At 68.4% G+C, this 16,891-nt stretch carries 22 protein-coding genes and 1 tRNA gene; 17 read left to right on the top strand and 6 right to left on the bottom strand.

Translation table 11 applies throughout. The features are described from left to right. Positions 1-44: 44 nt before the first annotated feature. The 5 genes from erpA to ACOGJB_RS10905 all read left to right on the top strand — a co-directional run bounded on the left by erpA (position 45) and on the right by ACOGJB_RS10905 (position 3,513). Complete coding sequence (gene erpA, locus ACOGJB_RS10925; protein ID WP_419837169.1) at positions 45-380, top strand: iron-sulfur cluster insertion protein ErpA; 336 nt, start codon at positions 45-47, stop codon at positions 378-380. A gap of 120 nt (positions 381-500) precedes the next feature. After that, on the top strand, positions 501-2,288 hold the full coding sequence (locus tag ACOGJB_RS10920) for a 2Fe-2S iron-sulfur cluster-binding protein (protein ID WP_419837168.1): 1,788 nt from the start codon (positions 501-503) through the stop codon (positions 2,286-2,288). Between the two features lie 213 nt (positions 2,289-2,501). Beyond that, positions 2,502-2,963 (top strand): pyridoxamine 5'-phosphate oxidase family protein, encoded by a 462-nt coding sequence (locus ACOGJB_RS10915; RefSeq protein WP_419837167.1) that lies wholly within the window; start codon positions 2,502-2,504, stop codon positions 2,961-2,963. Between the two features lie 26 nt (positions 2,964-2,989). Further along, complete coding sequence (locus tag ACOGJB_RS10910) at positions 2,990-3,337, top strand: RidA family protein (protein ID WP_419837166.1); 348 nt, start codon at positions 2,990-2,992, stop codon at positions 3,335-3,337. 20 nt (positions 3,338-3,357) lie between these two features. Then, positions 3,358-3,513 (top strand): hypothetical protein, encoded by a 156-nt coding sequence (locus ACOGJB_RS10905; protein WP_419837165.1) that lies wholly within the window; start codon positions 3,358-3,360, stop codon positions 3,511-3,513. Positions 3,514-3,517: 4 nt separating this feature from the next. On the opposite strand, the gene ACOGJB_RS10900 is transcribed toward ACOGJB_RS10905, so the two are convergent. Together ACOGJB_RS10900 and ACOGJB_RS10895 are read right to left on the bottom strand one after the other, a co-directional pair. Next, positions 3,518-4,207 (bottom strand): winged helix-turn-helix domain-containing protein, encoded by a 690-nt coding sequence (locus ACOGJB_RS10900; protein ID WP_419837164.1) that lies wholly within the window; start codon positions 4,205-4,207, stop codon positions 3,518-3,520. Positions 4,208-4,217: 10 nt separating this feature from the next. Beyond that, positions 4,218-5,588, bottom strand: coding sequence for a glutamine synthetase family protein (locus ACOGJB_RS10895; RefSeq protein WP_419837163.1), 1,371 nt, complete (start codon positions 5,586-5,588; stop codon positions 4,218-4,220). 299 nt (positions 5,589-5,887) lie between these two features. Between ACOGJB_RS10895 and glnII the strand changes: the two genes are divergently transcribed. Further along, on the top strand, positions 5,888-6,901 hold the full coding sequence (gene glnII, locus ACOGJB_RS10890) for a glutamine synthetase GlnII (protein ID WP_419837162.1): 1,014 nt from the start codon (positions 5,888-5,890) through the stop codon (positions 6,899-6,901). A gap of 205 nt (positions 6,902-7,106) precedes the next feature. On the opposite strand, the gene ACOGJB_RS10885 is transcribed toward glnII, so the two are convergent. Continuing rightward, complete coding sequence (locus tag ACOGJB_RS10885; protein WP_419837161.1) at positions 7,107-8,987, bottom strand: NAD+ synthase; 1,881 nt, start codon at positions 8,985-8,987, stop codon at positions 7,107-7,109. A gap of 303 nt (positions 8,988-9,290) precedes the next feature. On the opposite strand from ACOGJB_RS10885, the gene ACOGJB_RS10880 reads away from it, so the two are divergent. Next, positions 9,291-10,226 (top strand): sigma-70 family RNA polymerase sigma factor, encoded by a 936-nt coding sequence (locus ACOGJB_RS10880; RefSeq protein ID WP_419837160.1) that lies wholly within the window; start codon positions 9,291-9,293, stop codon positions 10,224-10,226. Between the two features lie 222 nt (positions 10,227-10,448). On the opposite strand, the gene ACOGJB_RS10875 is transcribed toward ACOGJB_RS10880, so the two are convergent. Next, a tRNA-Sec gene (locus tag ACOGJB_RS10875) sits at positions 10,449-10,544 on the bottom strand. 149 nt (positions 10,545-10,693) lie between these two features. Between ACOGJB_RS10875 and ACOGJB_RS10870 the strand changes: the two genes are divergently transcribed. The 10 genes from ACOGJB_RS10870 to ACOGJB_RS10825 all read left to right on the top strand — a co-directional run bounded on the left by ACOGJB_RS10870 (position 10,694) and on the right by ACOGJB_RS10825 (position 16,244). Beyond that, complete coding sequence (locus tag ACOGJB_RS10870) at positions 10,694-11,326, top strand: hypothetical protein (protein WP_419837159.1); 633 nt, start codon at positions 10,694-10,696, stop codon at positions 11,324-11,326. Positions 11,327-11,418: 92 nt separating this feature from the next. Then, positions 11,419-12,591: a CpaF family protein gene (locus ACOGJB_RS10865; protein WP_419837158.1), complete on the top strand. Its 1,173-nt coding sequence runs from the start codon at positions 11,419-11,421 to the stop codon at positions 12,589-12,591. A 67-nt stretch (positions 12,592-12,658) separates the two neighbouring features. Beyond that, positions 12,659-13,297 (top strand): type II secretion system F family protein, encoded by a 639-nt coding sequence (locus tag ACOGJB_RS10860; RefSeq protein ID WP_419837157.1) that lies wholly within the window; start codon positions 12,659-12,661, stop codon positions 13,295-13,297. A 282-nt stretch (positions 13,298-13,579) separates the two neighbouring features. Then, a complete protein-coding gene (locus tag ACOGJB_RS10855; protein WP_419837156.1) occupies positions 13,580-13,951 on the top strand; it encodes a hypothetical protein in 372 nt (123 codons plus the stop codon). Then, on the top strand, positions 13,951-14,346 hold the full coding sequence (locus ACOGJB_RS10850; protein WP_419840720.1) for a type II secretion system F family protein: 396 nt from the start codon (positions 13,951-13,953) through the stop codon (positions 14,344-14,346). Before ACOGJB_RS10855 ends, ACOGJB_RS10850 begins: the two co-directional genes overlap by 1 nt. 1 nt (position 14,347) lies before the next feature. Further along, complete coding sequence (locus ACOGJB_RS10845; RefSeq protein WP_419837155.1) at positions 14,348-14,500, top strand: hypothetical protein; 153 nt, start codon at positions 14,348-14,350, stop codon at positions 14,498-14,500. Positions 14,501-14,656: 156 nt separating this feature from the next. Continuing rightward, a complete protein-coding gene (locus tag ACOGJB_RS10840; protein ID WP_419837154.1) occupies positions 14,657-14,926 on the top strand; it encodes a hypothetical protein in 270 nt (89 codons plus the stop codon). Then, positions 14,827-15,360, top strand: coding sequence for a TadE family type IV pilus minor pilin (locus ACOGJB_RS10835; protein WP_419840719.1), 534 nt, complete (start codon positions 14,827-14,829; stop codon positions 15,358-15,360). The genes ACOGJB_RS10840 and ACOGJB_RS10835 overlap by 100 nt, the downstream gene beginning before the upstream one ends. A 140-nt stretch (positions 15,361-15,500) precedes the next feature. Then, positions 15,501-15,782, top strand: a complete 282-nt coding sequence (locus ACOGJB_RS10830) for a WhiB family transcriptional regulator (protein WP_419840718.1) — start codon at positions 15,501-15,503, stop codon at positions 15,780-15,782. A gap of 267 nt (positions 15,783-16,049) precedes the next feature. Continuing rightward, on the top strand, positions 16,050-16,244 hold the full coding sequence (locus ACOGJB_RS10825) for a Sec-independent protein translocase subunit TatA/TatB (RefSeq protein ID WP_419840717.1): 195 nt from the start codon (positions 16,050-16,052) through the stop codon (positions 16,242-16,244). A gap of 14 nt (positions 16,245-16,258) precedes the next feature. Here the strand turns inward: ACOGJB_RS10825 and ACOGJB_RS10820 are convergent, their stop codons facing one another. Both ACOGJB_RS10820 and ACOGJB_RS10815 read right to left on the bottom strand, forming a co-directional pair. Further along, entirely contained in the window at positions 16,259-16,390 is a 132-nt protein-coding gene (locus ACOGJB_RS10820) for a hypothetical protein (protein WP_419837153.1), read from the bottom strand. Between the two features lie 40 nt (positions 16,391-16,430). Further along, positions 16,431-16,763 carry a WhiB family transcriptional regulator gene (locus tag ACOGJB_RS10815; RefSeq protein WP_419837152.1) on the bottom strand — a complete coding sequence of 111 codons (333 nt, stop codon included), beginning with the start codon at positions 16,761-16,763 and terminating at the stop codon, positions 16,431-16,433. Between the last annotated feature and the right edge of the window lie 128 nt (positions 16,764-16,891).

Here is a 16,891-nt window from a genome sequence, read left to right as displayed (position 1 = left end):
TCGCGGAACATTCGCCCACTGGGACTGATTCGGGAGTCGCTGTTGTGATCACCCTCACCGATACCGCCGCTGACAAGGTCCACGAGCTCATCGCCCAGGAGTTGTCCGAGGCTGGAGGCGAGCAGGAACTGGCGCTGCGTGTCGCCGTGCGCCCGGGTGGCTGCTCGGGTTTCAGCTACGAGATGTTCTTCGATTCCGAAGTGGCCAACGACGACATGTCGAAGGCCTACGGCGAAATCAAGGTCGTGTCAGATCCGATGAGCGCCCAGTTGCTCGAAGGCGCCACGCTCGACTTCACCGACGGCTTGATGGGATCGGGCTTCGCTATCGACAATCCCAACGCGCAGCGCACCTGCGGCTGCGGCAACTCGTTCAGCTGAGCCACCCAGAACCCAGCCTCAGAGGCTGAGCCCATAGGCGAAGCCGTGGCCCGAGCGGCCTGTGAGCGACAGCGAACAAGAATGGGAAACGACTGGTGTGACGGTGGGAAGGTGCACCTATTGGCGCTTCCTCTGAGTTCGAGTGCATCGCCTGGCGCGGATTCGGCTGCTTCCCAAACCGGCCGGTTGCCGTCCGAACCGCAGGCCGCCACCTTGGGTTTCATCCTCGACGGCCGCGCCGTCGAGGTGCCCGACGACGGTGACACCCTGCTCGGCGTGCTGCGCGACCGCGTCGGCATCGAAGCGGTGCTCGACGGCTGCAGCCCCCAAGGACAGTGCGGCTGTTGCACGGTGCTGGTCGACGACGAGCCCCGCGTGGCCTGCGTCACACCGGCAAGACGGGTAGCAGGCCGCCGGATCACCACCGCCGCCGGATTGAGCCCCGACGAGCAGCAGCGCTGGTCTGAAGCGTTTCTGGCATGCGGCGCGACCCAGTGCGGCTTCTGCACGCCGGGAATCGTGTGCCGATTCGTAGGCCACGAGCGGCGAGGCAGCGATCTGTCAGACCGCACCACGGTCGACAAGGCCCTCGCAGCGCACCTGTGCCGCTGCACCGGCTGGCAGACGATCCGCGAAGCGGCCGCCCACGCTGCTGCGGCAAGCGGCACAGGTGCAAGCGACCAGCTCGCGCGTGGTCCCGGCACCTCAACACACGCCGCGACCCCAACCGCTGATGTCCCCGAGCGCGATCCGTCCGCCGCAGCCCGTATCGCGGCGGCAACCCCTGATTTCGCTGGGCGCGACTCCGAGGCCGCAGCCCGCCGCGCCAGCATCGAGACCGGCGGACCCCAGCAGTCGGTGCGCGCCAGCGTGTTGGGCGGCTTCGATTTCGGGGCCGACGGCGCGCCACCCGGCACCCTCACAGCGGTCACTGGTCCGCGCGGCGAGTGGTTCCTCGGTGAAACCCTGGCCCAGGCCCGGCGACAGGCCGCCAAGGTGCAGGGACGCCGCACCACGCTCGAGCCGGCCCCGCCGATCGACATACCGGAACCGCCAGAGGGCACCCAGTGGGCCATCCGCCTCGCGACCTGCTGGACCGAGCCCGGCTACCTCGAAACCGACGCCGCCTGGTGCGAACCCGACGGCGAGCCGTCGGACCCGTTGGCCAACGGAGGAGCGTTCGGCGGCAAGGCTGAGTCGCCGGTGCGTGACGAAGCGAGACATCTGGCCGACGAGATCGGCCAACCGGTCCGTGTGCTGTGGTCACGAGAAGACGCAGTACGACGAGGCCCCAAACGCCCCCCGCTGGCCGCAGGCCTGCACGCCGATGGCACCGGAATCATCCGCATCGCCCGAACCCCAAGAGCAGCAGAAGTGCTGCAAGCAGTGCTGCCCAACGCTGACATAGTCGAAGTCGACCTACCCGGCCCGCCCACATCTACCGCCCTACGCGCCGCACCCTGGGCAGAAGCCCGGATGCTCGCCGCCGCGCTCAACCGCCGCCAAGCCGCCGACCCGCTCGTCGAATCCACCGCCACAGTCGACGTCACCTCACCCGACGGCGCCGCGGCCCGCGCCACAGTCAGCCCGGAAGGCATCAAGGTGCACATCGACGCAGGCAACCCGCTCGACGAGGTAACGCTGCGCAGCTACGTCATAGGCGCCAGCCATATGGCATGGAGCTGGGTCACGTCGGAGTCGCTGTCGGTCGACGCCGAAGGCGAGATACAAGACCTGACGATCCGCAGCTTCGGCATAGCCCGCTCCGCCGACACCCCCCACATCAACGTCACCATCGAACCCTCGCAACAACCGCCAGTCCAAGCCGGAGAAGCAGTCTTCGCAGCAGTAGCAGCAGCCACCTGGCTGAGCCGCGGCACGCCCGCCCACCTCCCCACGGGCCAATAGAGGTCGCAAGACGCACAGAAATACGAGGGGTGCGCAGGGGCGGCGTGCCCGCGCGCAGTTATGAAGCGCCCCAAGCACACGGCGGTTGGGCACGAAGCGCTTCATCTGTTTGAAGCACGGGTGCGCCGCCCCTGTGCATCCCGGGCGACAACACAGCCCTGCCCCTGTGCACCCCGGGGCCGACACCGGTCATCGCGCTAGCGTCACCGAGCGATGGCTGAACCAGCAATTGACAAGCTGCGGCGCCTTGTAGCCGCAGAAGACGGACTGTGCAGCTTTGTCTGCCTCGACAGCAGCGGAAGCCCGCACGTGTCGATCATCAACGCGGGCGTGATGGACAACCCGGTAACCGGCGAGACCAGCGTCGCGTGCGTTGTGCGAGCCAATGCCCGCAAGGCACGCCTGCTGCGTGACGACCCGCGTGCGGCAATCGCATTCCGCCACCGCTGGGACTGGGTCGCCGTTCACGGCAACGCCCAGCTCATCGGCCTCGACGATCCTGCGGACGGTTTCGACAACGACAACCTGCCCGAGCTGCTTCGCGAGGTGTTCCGCTCGGCCGGCGGCGCCCACGACGACTGGGACGAGTACGACCGGGTGATGGCCCGCCAGCGGCGCCTCGCGATCTTCATCACACTCGACCACATCACGTCCAACGCCGGCAGCATCAGCTGAGCCCCCAACCGCAGGAGAGCACCCCCATGGCTGCACCCGTCGCCCACTATTCGAAGTGGTACCGAGCCGGCGATTTCGTGTTCGTCTCGGGCCAGATCGGGCTCGCAGACGGCGCGCTCGTCGAAGGCGTCGAAGCGCAGGCCCGAGCAGTGCTCGCCAACGTCGTAGAAGCCCTGGAAGAAGCCGGAGGCACGCTCGACGACGTCGTCAAGTGCCTGGTCTTCATGACCGACATCGCCAACTTCTCGCTGATCAACTCGATCTACGCAGAAGCCTTCGGCAACCACCGCCCAGCCCGCAGCGCGATCGGCGTGGCTGCCCTCCCCCTGGGCGCCGAAGTAGAGATAGAAGCCATCGCCCACCTCCCCGAGTAGCAGCGAAGTACGCTCAAACCGTGTTCGGCGCCATAGCCATAGTGATCATCCTCCTGCTGAGCCCCTTCATCATCACGATCTCCTTGGCAGCAGTAGCAGCAGCCCTAGGAAAGCTCCTGCACGAAGACGCCGAAGACCGCCACCAAGGCAGCTCCCTGATCCAAACCAACGTGTAGGCAATTACCGCCAGCGATAAGTACCCAAGCGGTACCCGACAGACCGAACAGTCTGGATCAGGTCAGCATTCTCCTCACCCAGCTTCGCCCGCAACCGCCGGACATGGACGTCCACGGTCCGCGCCCCCCCGTAGTACTCGTACCCCCACACCTGGTTCAGCAACGCCTCGCGCGTAAACACCCGCCCAGGCTGTGACGCCAGGAAGCGCAGCAGCTCGTACTCCATGTAGGTGAGGTCGAGCGGGCGCTCGTCCACCACTGCCTCGTAGGTGTCGAGGTTGATGCGCAGCGGCCCGTAGTCGATGATCTCGGTGGACCTGCCGTTGGATGCGGCCGCCAGATGCGCGAGGCGGGCCTCGAGCTCGCGGGGATGGAACGGGTCCAAGCAGAAATCGTCGAACAGCTCGTCGCGCATCGTCAGCTCGTCGAGCGCGTTGCCGCGCACCAGCACCAGCACCGGCAGTGTGGCGGCTGCGTTCTCGCGCAGCGCCCGCGCCACCGCCCAAGCGACGTCGGTGCCGCCTGAGTCGTTCCCGCCGCCGCTGTCGAGCCGGATGATCGCGCCGGCCCAGCCCTCGGGCGGCGCGCCCGCAGTCACATCAGCAGCGCTGGCCACCGGCTTCCAGGCGTAGCCGCCGAGATCCAAGAACTGCGCCAGCTCAGCACTGGCAGCGGCGGGATGGACGGCGTACATGATCACAACTTCACACGGCAGCGAAATAGTTGTCCAGTTCGAATTGGGTCACTTGCGACTGGTAGGCCGCCCATTCTCGCCGTTTGTTGCGCAGGAACCAGCGGAAGAGATGTTGCCCGAGCGTCTCGGCCACGAGCGCGCTGCCTTCCATCTCGTCGAGGGCTTCGTCGAGCGAGGCGGGCAGATTATGCCCGTAGGCCGGCCCGCCGTGGTCGCTGTAGCCGGTGATGGACGGGGGAGTCTCAGGCGGCAGCTCGTAGCCCTCGGTGATCCCCTTCAGCCCTGCGGCCAGGATGACGGCGAACGCCAGGTACGGGTTGCATGCGGGGTCTGGCGCCCGGTACTCGACCCGCGTCGCCTCGGTGGATTCGTTGCGTGTCGGCGGCACCCGGATGAGCGCTGCACGATTGCTGCGCGCCCACGAGATCGCCACCGGCGCTTCGTACCCGGCAATCAGCCGCTTGTAGCTGTTGACGAGCTGGTTGGTGACCGCGGTGATCTCCCGGGCGTGGGCAAGCAGCCCGGCCACGAAGCCCCGCGCCACATCGGACAGCCCGTCGGTCGAGTCGGGGTCGCTGAAGGCGTTGCGCCCGTCGCGGAACAGCGACATGTGGGTGTGCATCCCTGAGCCCTGCACGCCGGCGAGCGGCTTGGGCATGAAGGTGGCGTGCACGCCGTGCTCGAAAGCGATCTCGCGCACCAGCAGCCGGAACGTCATCACGCTGTCTGACATGGTGAGTGCATCGGCGTAGCGCAGGTCGATCTCGTGCTGGGACGGTGCGTCTTCGTGGAAGGAGTACTCGACCGGGATGCCCATCGTCTCGAGTGCGCTCAGCGTGCGGTGCCGGATGTCGGAGGCAATGTCGGCGGTGGTCAGGTCGAAGTAGCTGCCGGCGTCGAGCGGCACGGGCCGCCCGTCCGCCCGTTCGGGCTCGAAGAGGAAGTACTCCATCTCGGGCGCGACATAGAAGGTGTAGCCCGCGTCGCGTGCACGGTCCATGACCCGACGCAGCACACCACGGGGATCGCCGTCGAACCGGACGCCGTCGGCCCCGGTGATGTCGCAGAACATGCGGGCGGAGATTTCGTCGCTGACGCCGCCGTTGCGCGCAGGCATCAGTTCGAACGTCTCGGGGTCGGGCAGGGCCACCATGTCGGCCTCGGCGACGCGGCCGAAGCCCTCGATGGACGAGCCGTCGAAGACCATGCCTTGCTCGAAGGCTGTCTCGAGTTCCGCGGGTGAGATGGCGAACGACTTGAGCTGACCCGCCACGTCGGTGAACCACAGGCGGACCAGGCGCACGCCGCGTTCGGTGACGCGGCGCAGCACGAAGTCTTGGGGTCGTTCCCGTGCCGGGCTCGTTGCATTCGGGATCGTCACAGTGGCCTGCCCCCTCTGGTCGGGCTCGCGATTTGGCTGTTCTGCGCGGTGGGACTGGTCTCGCCCCTTCGGCTGAGCCCCCATTGTCGGCGGTGCTGGGGGGCCCGAGCTAGGAGTCTGAGCGAGCTTCACGCGCTGTTCACAATTGGGCAATCGCCCCGAAACCCTGGGTCGTTTGTATCGTGCCCACGGATATTGGTGTCAGCCGCCATCCGGTCCCGCTGCGCGCGGGTTCGCAGGACCGCTTACCTGACCCGATCCGCACCCGATTTACATGCGATGCAGCGAAGGAGCATGCAGTGACTTACCGGGCTGAGTACATCTGGACCGACGGCACCGAGCCCACGGCCGAAGTGCGTTCCAAGACGAGGGTCCTCGCCGACGGCGATGAGCCGGGCATCTGGGGCTTCGACGGCTCGAGCACCAACCAGGCCGAAGGCAGCGACTCTGACGTCGTGCTGCAGCCGGTCTACACCTGCGGTGATCCGCTGCGGGGCGGCAACGACATCATGGTGATGTGCGAGACCTTCCTGCCCGAGACGATGGAGCCGCACCCCACCAACATGCGGGCCAAGCTGCGGGCGATCCTCGACAAGTACGGCGATCAGGACTTCTGGTTCGGCCTCGAGCAGGAGTACACCATGCTCGACCCGGTCACGAAGTGGCCCTCGGGCTTCCCGCCCAACGGCTTCCCCGGCCCCCAGGGTCCGTATTACTGCGGCGTGGGCGCGCTGCGCATCCACGGCCGCGACGTCGTTGAGCAGCACACCACCTGGTGCATCGAAGCAGGCCTGAACATCTCGGGCACCAATGCCGAGGTCATGCCCGGTCAGTGGGAGTTCCAGATTGGTCCCGTCGACGCACTCACGGTCGGCGATGAGATCTGGCTGGCTCGCTATCTGCTGTACCGCGCCGGCGAGGATCACGAGATCGAGGTCAGCCTTGCCGCCAAGCCCATGCAGGGCGACTGGAACGGTGCGGGCATGCACACCAACGTGTCCACCAAGGCCATGCGCGAGAACTACGACGCGGTCGTGAAGGCGGCCGAGTCGCTGGGTGCCCCGGGCAAGCCCGAGGAGCACATCACCGGCTACGGCCACGGCATCGAGCTGCGCCTGACCGGCGAGCACGAGACCGAGCGCTACGACACGTTCAGCTACGGCGTGTCCGACCGTGGTGCCTCGGTGCGCATCCCCTGGCAGGTCGCCCAGGACGGCAAGGGCTACATCGAGGATCGCCGGCCGAACGCCAACGCCGATCCCTACGTGGTCACCGCCCTGCTCAGCCAGACCATCGGCGAAGCCCTCGCCTAACCCAGGCCCCCTGCACGATCCCAGCGAACGAACACTGCGCAGAGCGGTTGGCCGGGGGCTGGGGTCTGCGACGTTGCGACCGGTTCCCGAGTGGGTAACCACTGATGCGTCGATGACGTAGGCGAGAAATGCGGCGCGGTGCGCATCTCTCGCCTGCCGGATCGCGGGAGCAGAGCACAGCCCCCCGCCAACCGCGGGCGCGCGCTCAGCGGTAGAAGTTCGTGATCGGCATGCGCCGATCCTTGCCGAAGCTCTTCGCAGTGATGCGAGGACCGGGCGGCGACTGACGGCGCTTGTACTCGGCGATGTCAATGAGCCGCGTGACGCGGTGCACGACCTCGGGGTCGGCACTGAGTTGTTCGAGCATTTCGGGTTGTTCGAGCATTTCGGCAGCGCTGAGGTCGCCTTCCACGTAGGCCTCGACCAGCGGGTCCAGCAGCTCGTAGGGCGGCAGGCTCTGGTCGTCACGCTGGTCGGGCCGCAGTTCGGCTGAGGGCGGCTTGTCAATGCAGGCCCGCGGGATGAGTTCGCCGTCGCCCTGGCGGTTGCGCCATTCGCAGAGCTCGTACACGAGCAGTTTGGGCACGTCGCGGATCACGGCGTAGGCCCCCGCGGTGTCGCCGTACAGCGTCGTGTAGCCGACGGATGTCTCGGTCTTGTTGCCGGTGGTCAGCACCAGCCAGCCGAACCGGTTCGACAGCGCCATGAGCAGCACGCCACGGATGCGGCTCTGGAGGTTCTGATCGGTGAGATCGGCGGCGGCGGTGTCGTCCGGCGAGTCGGTGTCAGCGCCTGATCCGGTGTCGCTTGTGGCTCCCTCGAGCATCCCAGCCAAGGCAGCGTGCGCCGGCTCGATTGGCACCGTGCGGAAGTCGATGCCGAGGTTCGCCGCGAGCTGGGCGGCGTCGGTGCGTGAGCCCTCGCTGGAGTAGCGCGACGGCATGGAGACGCCGTGGACATGTTCGGGACCGAGCGCGTCGGCTGCGATGGCCGCCACTGCACTTGAGTCGATGCCACCCGAGAGTCCTACGGCGACATCGGAGAAGCCGTTCTTGCGGACGTAGTCGCGTGTCGCCACCACCAGGGCCCACCACACCTCTTCCAACGGTTCCAATGGCGGGGCGATCGACTCTCGCTGGGTGGCCGCAGCCGGTGCGATGGCACCCGAGGGCGCATCGAGCGAAGCGGTGCCGTCGCCGGCGCGCAGCTCGGCTCTGCGGCGGTGCCCGCTGTGGTCGTCGCCGAGTTCCGATGCAGAGATCTCTTCACTGCGCAACGGCACGTCGCAGACGGCGACGTGTTCGCGGAATGCGGGCAGCCGGCACACCACGCTGCCGCCCGCGTCGGTGACGAACGAGCTGCCGTCGAAGACCAGCTCGTCTTGGCCGCCCACCTGGTTGACGTAGACGACCGGGACGCCGAGCGTCGCCGCCCGCGCCCGTGCGACCGCCTCTCGGTCGTCCTGCTTGCCGCGCCGGTACGGCGACCCGTTGACCACCACCACGAGCTGTGCGCCCATCCCCACTTGGGTCAGCACAGGGCTGGTGTCGTCGTCACCGCCAAGTCCAGCCCCGAGATCGCCGTCGGGTGCCGCGGCGTCGGCGGTGCGGGGCGGCCCCCACAAGTCCTCGCACACCGAGACGCCCACACTCACATCGCCGATCTTCAGCAGCGGCCCGGCCTCGGTCCCAGGCACGAAGTAGCGCTGCTCGTCGAACACGGCGTAGTTCGGCAGCAGATGCTTGCGGTACACCCCGCGCACAGCGCCGTCCCAGCACATCGCCACCGAGTTCCACAACCGCACCGGCCCGCCCAGCCCCGTGTCCTCAGGAAACCCCACCACAGCAGGCACCGACCCGGTATGCCGAGCAATCCGCTCCAGCGCCGAAGCAGCCCCCGCCACAAACGCAGGCTTCAGCAACAAGTCCTCAGGCGGATACCCAGTAACGGTCAGCTCGCTGAACACCACCACCGCAGCACCGAGCCCCACGGCCTTGTCATAGGCGTCCATGACCATCGAGGCATTCCCGTCAAGATCCCCCAGCCGCAGATTCAGCTGCGCCAACCCCACGAGCAAGACCGTCACAAGAAAAAACCCTACGCCCGCCCCTCACACCCACCACGAGGGTGAGCGCACACGCCGGAGAGGGCGATGGGCGGGGCCAGGTGCCCGCGCGCAGTTTTGCGACGCCAAAGCCCATCCAAACTTCAACAAAGGCGTCGCAACTGTTTGAAGCACGGGTGCCTGGCCCCGCCCATCGCCCGGACGCGCGAGCAACGCGCGCGGAGGCAACGGCACGAGTCATAGGTACGCTCACCCGAAACCGGGGGGAGCCAAGGCAACCACCGGTTGCAGAAGCAGTCGGGGGACAACCAGCGAGGTGGAGCGGTGGCCAAAGAGAGGGTCGAACGTGACGAGGAAGATCTCGTCCGCCTGTACCTGACCGACATCGGCCAGTACCCCCTGCTGAACAAGGACGACGAAGTCCGGCTCGCCCAGCAGATCGAAAAGGGCATCTCTGCCAAGGAGACGCTCGACAAGGACAAGGGCGTCTCGGGGCCGCAGCGCCGCCGCCTCCTTCGCACCCAGCAGCAGGGTGCCCGTGCCGAGCGCACGTTCGTGCAGTCGAACCTGCGGCTCGTCGTGTCGATCGCCAAGAAGTACCAGGCTTCAGGCTTGCCGCTGCTCGACCTCATCCAGGAAGGCAACTTGGGCCTGATGCACGCCGTCGAGAAGTTCGACTGGCGCAAGGGGTTCAAGTTCTCCACGTATGCGACGTGGTGGATCCGTCAGGCGATCACCCGTGGCATTGCCAACACCGGGCGCACCATCCGGCTGCCGGTGCATGCGGGCGACACGCTGGCTCGCCTGCAGAAGGCCCGCTCGCGGCTCGAGCTGAAGTACGGCCGCCCCGCCACGCTGGGCGAGCTGGCGATCGAAGTCGACATGCCCGAGCAGAAGGTCACCGAGGCGCTGCGGTTCGCTGCCGAGCCGCTGTCGCTGTCCGAGCCGCTGCGCGAAGACAGCGACGCCGAGCTGGGCGACGTCGTCGAAGACCGTGCCGCCGAGTCACCATTCGAGGTGGCAGCCACCACGCTGCTGCCCAGCGAGATCGTGCGGCTGCTGTCGCCGCTCGACGAGCGCGAGCGCGAGATCCTCAAGCTGCGTTACGGCCTCGACCGGGGCGAGCCCCGCACGCTCGAAGAGGTGGGCGAGCACTTCCAGCTCACCCGCGAGCGCATCCGTCAGATCGAAGCGCGGGCGATGTCCAAGCTGCGCCATCCCAGCACCGATACCGGTGCTCGGGATCTGCTCTCGGTCTAGGCGTCAGGCGTCGGTCAGGCGTCGAACCACGATCACGATCAGAGCGCCGACGATCACGGCGAGCAACAGCTTTTTCATGGTGCATCGTCCTCTGTGCGGGATGACTGTGCGGGATGACTGCGCAAGATGACAGGGGCCATCGGCACAGCGAATGCTAGGCGCACATCTTCCCAACAGCGCGCGCAATTCGGCGACTGGCGCCTGCGGTCAGTCGGCATGGATTGGCGGAGGTGGACGGGAATCGAACCCGCCGGACGGGGGTCACCCGTCCCGCCCGCTTTGAAGGCGGGGGAGCCCACCAGGCGCTCAGACACCTCCGTCGGCCATCTTTGCGCACCGTGGCGAGCCGCGCCAGCGGTCGAGGCGGCCCGAGGTCGTCAAAAAACAAGTTGATCGCGCCCCGCCGCGTCGGCCAAGGTCACTGCTCACGATGAATTTCATCTGTTGTCATGTAATTGGGAGCAACCATGATCTATGCCTATGTGGGCGCGAAAGGCGGCGTCGGCAACACCGTGACGGCACTGCTCGCTGCGAGCAGCGCCAAGCGGGCCGGCCGCGATGTAGTCCTCGTCGATCTCACCGGCGACTTCGGCGTGGTGCTGGGGACGGCGCCCGATCTGCCGGGAATCGCCGAGTGGACCGCGGCTGAGGAACTGTCGCTGGGTGCGGTCTCCGCGCTGGCGGTCGATGTGGCGCCGGGCATCAGCCTGCTGCCGCGCGGCAGCGGCGATGTCGACGACGCGCGGCTCGGCACGCTGTGGTCGCTGCTCGGGGGCAAGCCCCGCGTCAACATCATCGACGCGGGGCGCGGCCGCCGAGCCCTGGAGCGGGTGGCGGGGCCGCGGGTGCGGCGCCTGCTCACCATGACCTGCTGCTACCAGGCGCTGCATCGCGCGCGAGACGTCGTGGCAGAGGTCGACGACGTGATCGTGCTGACCGACACCCAGCGCGCGCTGGGACTTGCCGACATCGAGGCTGCGCTGGGGCGCCATGCCGATGCGGTCGTGGCCGTCGACCGCTCGATCTCCCGCTGGGCGGATGCGGGCCTGCTGCTGGACCGCTGCGCGAAATCGGCGCGCGCGCTGGATGCGTTCCTGTGAACCGCATGGCACGCGCTGTTGCTCGCCACCCGGCCAGCCGGACGCCATCGAGCAGGGATCGGTCTGGCCTCCCGCACCCGAGCACAGCATTCGTGGAGGAGATCCACGAGCGGTTCCTGCCGACTCCGGCGCCGCAGCCCCGCGAGGTCGCCGACGCTGTCGACACCGCGGCCCCGCTGCTCGATCGCAGTCACGCAGCCGATCTGGTGTCCGAGGTGCTCGCTCGCCTCGCCGGCATCGGCCCGCTGGCGGAGATCTGGACCGATGACGAGGTGACCGAGGTGATGATCAACGGCCCGGGGCCGATCGTGGTGGAGCGGCGGGGGTGCCTGTCGACGGCGGGCCGGATCAGCGCAGCCGAAGTGCACCGCCTCGTCGAGTACCTGCTGGGCCCGACGGGGCGGCGGGTCGACCGTCGCCTGCCGATGGTGGATGTTCGGCTCGACGACCGCACCCGCTGTCACATCGCGGTGCCGCCGGTTGCGGTGGACGGCCCGTACATCACGCTGCGCCGCTTTCCTGCCGGCGTCCGCCGCCTCGACGAGCTCGCCGGCCCACGGGTCGCCGCGCAGCTCGGTCAGCTCATCGCTGCGCGAGCCAACGTGATGGTCTTCGGCCCCACCAGCACCGGCAAGACGTCGTTGCTGGCGAGCCTGCTGGCCACGGTCGCCGAGCGGGAACGGCTGGTGGTGGTCGAGGAAGCAGCGGAGCTGCCCCGGCTCGGCGTCGGGACTGCCCGCCTGGAGGGCCAGCCGCCGAACGTCGACGGGGTCGGCGGGGTGACGATGGCCGAGCTGGTTGCCGCGGCGCTGCGGATGCGGCCAGATCGCCTGGTGGTCGGCGAGGTACGGGGCCCCGAGGCGGCGGCGCTGCTGCAGGCGCTGACGACGGGCCATCGCGGCTCGCTGTCGACGCTGCACGCCGATGATCCCGCGCATGCGCTGTGGCGATTCGAGCAGCTCGCCCGGGCCGGCGGAGCAGTGGGCGATGTCGGCGCCCATATCGCGTCGGTCCTCGACGGCCTCGTCCACATGAGCCGCGGCGTGGGCGGCCGCAGGACCGTTGCCGCCATCTACGAGGTACGCGACGACGGTTCGCTGGCCGAAGCAGTGCCAGGGCCCGGCTTGGCCCGCGTGCCAGCGACGATCGACGTACCGAACCTGCCAGAGCCGGCAGGTGGTGGCGGCATTCCGGCTGAGTCGGTGGGTGGTGCACGCATTCCGGCTGAGTCGGCGGCTGCTGGCCGCACGGCGGCGACTGTCTGATGGAAGCGGCCAGGTGTATTGGGGTCCGGCGCTGGGGTCCGGTGTTGAGGCCTGGTGTTGAGGCCCGGTGCTGAGACTCACCTTGCTGCTGGGCTGCGTGGGTGCCGTCACCTCGCCCGCGGCACGCCGCTGGCTGCGGGTGCGACGCGACCGGCGACGCGAGCGGATGGCAGTCGCCGCCCGCTCTGCACACCTCGGCGACTACTGCGCTGCGGTGTCGCGCCGGCTGGGCGGCGGCGACACGATGCTGCAGGCGTTGCGGGCTGCCGCCGATGGGCCTATGTCGGCGCCGCTGGAGCAGATCTCCGCCGAGCACGAGCGGGGGGTCACGCTGAGCCGCGCCGTGCAGCGATGGGCGGCCAGCGAGCAGACATCGGAGGCCGCACTGCTCTCCACGGCGGTCACGCTGGCCTCAGAACGGGTGGGCGCGCAGCCGCAGCTCTTCGATCATGTGGCTGCGGCCGTGCGGGCGCGAGCCGACATGGCGGCTGAGGCTCATGTCCACGCAGCGCAGGCCCGGGCGTCGGTCTGGGTCGTCGCGGCGCTGCCGTGGGTGATCGCGCTGGCGCTGCTGGCCGAGGGCGGTGCCGCCGCACGGGTGCTCACCTCCACGCCGTTGGGCTGGTTCTGCGTGGGCGCCGCGCTCGCACTCGAGCTTGCGGGCGTGTCGTGGATGCGCGCTGCAGTGACACGGGCGCTGCGATGACGGGCGGGTTGTTCGCAGCGCTGGCGGACGGAGCATGGATGATCTCCCTCGCCGACGGCCCAGCATGGGTGAGCGCGCTGGCCGCCGGTCCGGCATGGATGGGTTCGCTCGCCTCCAGCCCAGTACTCGGCAGCGTCGTGCTGTCGAACCCGGTCGTCATCGGTGGCCTGGCTGCTGCGGCCGTGTGCTGGGGCGGTGCGGTGACCCGCCCCGATCCAGGCCGCCGCCGTGTGCTGCAGCTCGCACCCGTCGAGTTTCCTGCCAGCAGCGCACGCAGCACCAGTGGCGATACCGCCGCTGGCCGCCCTGCTGTCGCCGGTCGTGCTGTCGCCGGTCGTGCTGTCGCCGGTCGTGCTGTCGCCGGTCGTGCTGTCGCCGGTCGTGCTGTCGCCGGTCGTGCTGTCGCCGGTCGTGCTGTCGCCGGTCGTGCTGTCGCCGGTCGTGCTGTCGCCGGTCGTGCTGTCGCCGGTCGTGCTGTCGCCGGTCGTGCTGTCGCCGGTCGTGCTGTCGCCGGTCGTGCTGTCGCCGGTCGTGCTGTCGCCGGCCGTGCTGTCGCCGGCCGTGCAGCCCCCCGCCGTGTGGCGTGGCCGCGCCGCGGCGACATCCCGCGTCCGGATCATGTCGTCGCCGACCTCGGAACCGTCGTCGACGTGATGAACGTGGCCCTCACGTCGGGGCTGTCGATCAGCGCTTCGCTGCAGCTCGCCGTGAGCCATCTCGATGCGGCGAGCGGAACCGGACGCCTGCTGGGGGCGCTGGCCGCGCCGCAGCGCCCGCTTGATGAGGCTCTCGAGGAGTTCGGCAGGACATGTGGCCCGCGTGCCCGCGCCTTCGCTGCCGCGGTCACGGGGTCGTTGCGCACCGGCATCCCGCTGGCGCCTGAGCTGGAGCGTCTCGGTCGTGAGCTGCGCGAGGACCGTCGCCGCCGTCTGGAAGGCAAGGTGCGCCGCCTGCCGGTGCTGCTGCTGTTCCCGCTTGTGCTGTGCGTGCTGCCCGCACTCGGGCTCGTCGCCATCGTGCCGGTCCTCGTCGCGGCTTTCGGTGGCTGAGATGCCGCCCGGCCCGCTCGCAGCCGTCCGCCGTCTGGAAGGCAAGGTGTGTCGTCTGCCGGTGCTGCTGCTGTTCCCGCTTGTGCTGTGCGTGCTGCCCGCGCTCGGGCTCGTCGCCATCGTGCCGGTTCTCGTCGCGGCTTTCGGTGTTTGAGATGCCGCCCGGCCCGTACCGCCAGTCCGCAGCACCGACCCGCGTGCTCTCCCTCGTACCAGCGGCTCGCACCTCCGGCCTGCGCGCTCTGGCTCGCAGCCGTCCACGCCCCCATATCCAGCTGTCCGACCACGACCAGAATTTCAAGGAGCCCAGATGTCCGAACCCACGACCACCCTTCCCCGGAGCGCTCACACGCCGGTACGCCGCACGCACCGGCTTGATGCCGTCGAGACCGGTGTCACCGGTCAGACCAATCAGACTGGTGACACCGGCGAGGCCGGGCAGACCACGGCCGAGTACGCCTTGCTCACCGGTGCCATCGCATTGCTGGTGGCGGCGGTCACGGCCTGGGCGACCAGCACCGGCAAGATCGGCCGCCTGCTCGACGCGGTCTTCAATTACCTGACCAAGGCCATCTCCTGATCAGGTGCCAGCGCACCGCGGATGAACGCGGGCAGGCCACCGTCGAGCTGGCCCTGCTCATGCCGTTCCTGGTGTTGTTGCTCATGTGCATCGTCCAGACGGCCCTGGTCGCGCGCGACGCGGTGCTGGTGTCGCACGCCGCCCGGGTGGGCGCGCGCATTGCGGCGGTGGAGCCGTCGATCGACGCAGTCCGCAGTGCCGTGGTGTCCGCCGCGCCGCTTGATCCGGACCGGCTGGAAATCGAGCGACATGACGGTGACCTGGTGCGCGTCACCGTGCGTTACCGCTCTGCAACAGAGGTTCCGCTGGTCGGTGCGTTGATCGGCGACGTCCATTTGTCGGAGTCGGCAGCGATGCCTGACGAGCGTTCGGTCGGCCGGCCGGCGTCGTCGGAAATTGCCGCTTGCGCATGTCACACCCATGATGTTCAATGACAGGTCACACACCTGTAATTACAGGTTGGGAATCTCGGCGGCCAGCGAACGGCCAGCGGATGGCCGGCAAACGGTCAGCAAGCCGGCCAGCAAGCAAGGTCATGACCGCCGGGACGAGCTGGGACAGCCGTGGAGGACCGATGGCATTCGTAACCGACGCAACAGCCGAAGTACCGGTAGGCAACTGGTGGGACGAGGCAAACTGCCTGGGAGTCGATCCGGATTTGTTCTTTCCCGAGCGCGGGGCCAGCACCCGTGAGGCCAAGGCGGTGTGCCGCGGCTGCGTCGTCAGCGACGAATGCCTCGAGTACGCACTCCGTAACAGCGAGAAGTTCGGCATCTGGGGCGGCATGAGCGAGCGAGAACGACGCCGCGTGCGCCGCCAGCGAGCCCTCACGAGGCGCGCCGCCGCCGCCGGCTGACCTGCCGCTCGCCGGTTTGTCGCCGGTTGACCTGCCGCTCGGCGGTTTGTGGCCGGTTGATCTGCCGCTCGCTGGTTGATCTGCCGCTCGGCGGTTTGTCGCCGGTTGTCCCGGTGCTCGGCGGTTTGTGGCCGGTTGGTCTGCCGCTCGCCGGTTGTCCTGCCGCCGGCGGACTTGGCGCACGTTGACTTGCCGGCGGCTGGCTGGCTGCCGGGTCATCCAGCCCGGCTACCGGTCTGATCGGGCACTGGTACGCTCGCGGGCGTGATGGCAATCGCACTCGGGCCGCCCGAACTGCTCATCCTGCTCATCATCGTGCTGGTGCTGTTCGGGGGAGCCAAGTTGCCGAAACTGGCGCGCTCGCTCGGCCAGGCTCAGCGCGAGTTCCGCGAGGGCGTGAACGACGAGGACAAGGCGGCCGGCGACAGCTCATCGAGCGAGTCTAAGCCCAAGGATTCCTGACTCAGACTCCTGAGTCAGACGGCGTAGTTGGCGCGGCCGCCGTTCGGTCGGTACTGCGCGGCCTGGCTGTACCGATGCGGGGCCGTCCGTCCGATCCCCAGCATCGGCAGCGGCGCCATGCATCCGGCTGCGCCGGTCTCAGGCATGGTGGAACATGTCTGCGGCTTCGAACCGGCCGCTCTGGGATCAGGCAGCCCGGGCGGCCTTGCTCGCACGTCGACGATCTCGCAGGATCCGGCGGCGCTGCCGCTCTGAGGTTCCGCCCCACACGCCGTGGGTGATGTTGTTGGCGAGTGCGTACTCGCGGCACAGGTCCTTCACTGGGCACTCGGCGCACACCTTCTGAGCGGCGATCACGCCGGCACCGTCATTGGGAAAGAACACGTTGGGGTCGATGTCCGCACACCTGCGGCGGGCGACCCAGTCGGTGGCGAGGCTCTCTGAGCCCGGACTGCCTGGTTCGTGACTGCCCGGTTCGCATCTGCTCGGTTCGTAGACCGGATTGATCTGCAACATCATGAGAACCAACGCCGAACGAGCACAGAAGGTTCCGTGTTTCGCGCACTCTCATCCAATTCTCAGCAAGAGGGTCCTGCCGCCAGGCACAGGCATTCGAGCTGGGGAGGCGGCGGGAGACTCTGCGACGT

The sequence above is a fragment of the Candidatus Poriferisodalis sp. genome (assembly GCF_965208895.1).
In the GTDB taxonomy this organism is placed as follows: Bacteria; Actinomycetota; Acidimicrobiia; order Acidimicrobiales; family Poriferisodalaceae; genus Poriferisodalis.
Note: the sequence above shows the minus strand (reverse complement) of the source record. Positions and strands in the feature narration are given on the sequence as shown.

Excerpts from the sequence above, each read along its gene's own strand:
- ACOGJB_RS10900 (WP_419837164.1), bottom strand. The coding sequence starts at position 4,207 with ATGTACGCCGTCCATCCCGCCGCTGCCAGTGCTGAGCTGGCGCAGTTC.
- ACOGJB_RS10910 (WP_419837166.1), top strand. The coding sequence starts at position 2,990 with ATGGCTGCACCCGTCGCCCACTATTCGAAGTGGTACCGAGCCGGCGAT.
- ACOGJB_RS10915 (WP_419837167.1), top strand. The coding sequence starts at position 2,502 with ATGGCTGAACCAGCAATTGACAAGCTGCGGCGCCTTGTAGCCGCAGAA.
- ACOGJB_RS10830 (WP_419840718.1), top strand. The coding sequence starts at position 15,501 with ATGGCATTCGTAACCGACGCAACAGCCGAAGTACCGGTAGGCAACTGG.
- ACOGJB_RS10840 (WP_419837154.1), top strand. The coding sequence starts at position 14,657 with ATGTCCGAACCCACGACCACCCTTCCCCGGAGCGCTCACACGCCGGTA.
- ACOGJB_RS10870 (WP_419837159.1), top strand. The coding sequence starts at position 10,694 with ATGATCTATGCCTATGTGGGCGCGAAAGGCGGCGTCGGCAACACCGTG.
- ACOGJB_RS10820 (WP_419837153.1), bottom strand. The coding sequence starts at position 16,390 with ATGCCTGAGACCGGCGCAGCCGGATGCATGGCGCCGCTGCCGATGCTG.
- ACOGJB_RS10815 (WP_419837152.1), bottom strand. The coding sequence starts at position 16,763 with ATGATGTTGCAGATCAATCCGGTCTACGAACCGAGCAGATGCGAACCG.
- ACOGJB_RS10850 (WP_419840720.1), top strand. The coding sequence starts at position 13,951 with ATGAACGTGGCCCTCACGTCGGGGCTGTCGATCAGCGCTTCGCTGCAG.
- ACOGJB_RS10825 (WP_419840717.1), top strand. The coding sequence starts at position 16,050 with ATGGCAATCGCACTCGGGCCGCCCGAACTGCTCATCCTGCTCATCATC.
- ACOGJB_RS10845 (WP_419837155.1), top strand. The coding sequence starts at position 14,348 with ATGCCGCCCGGCCCGCTCGCAGCCGTCCGCCGTCTGGAAGGCAAGGTG.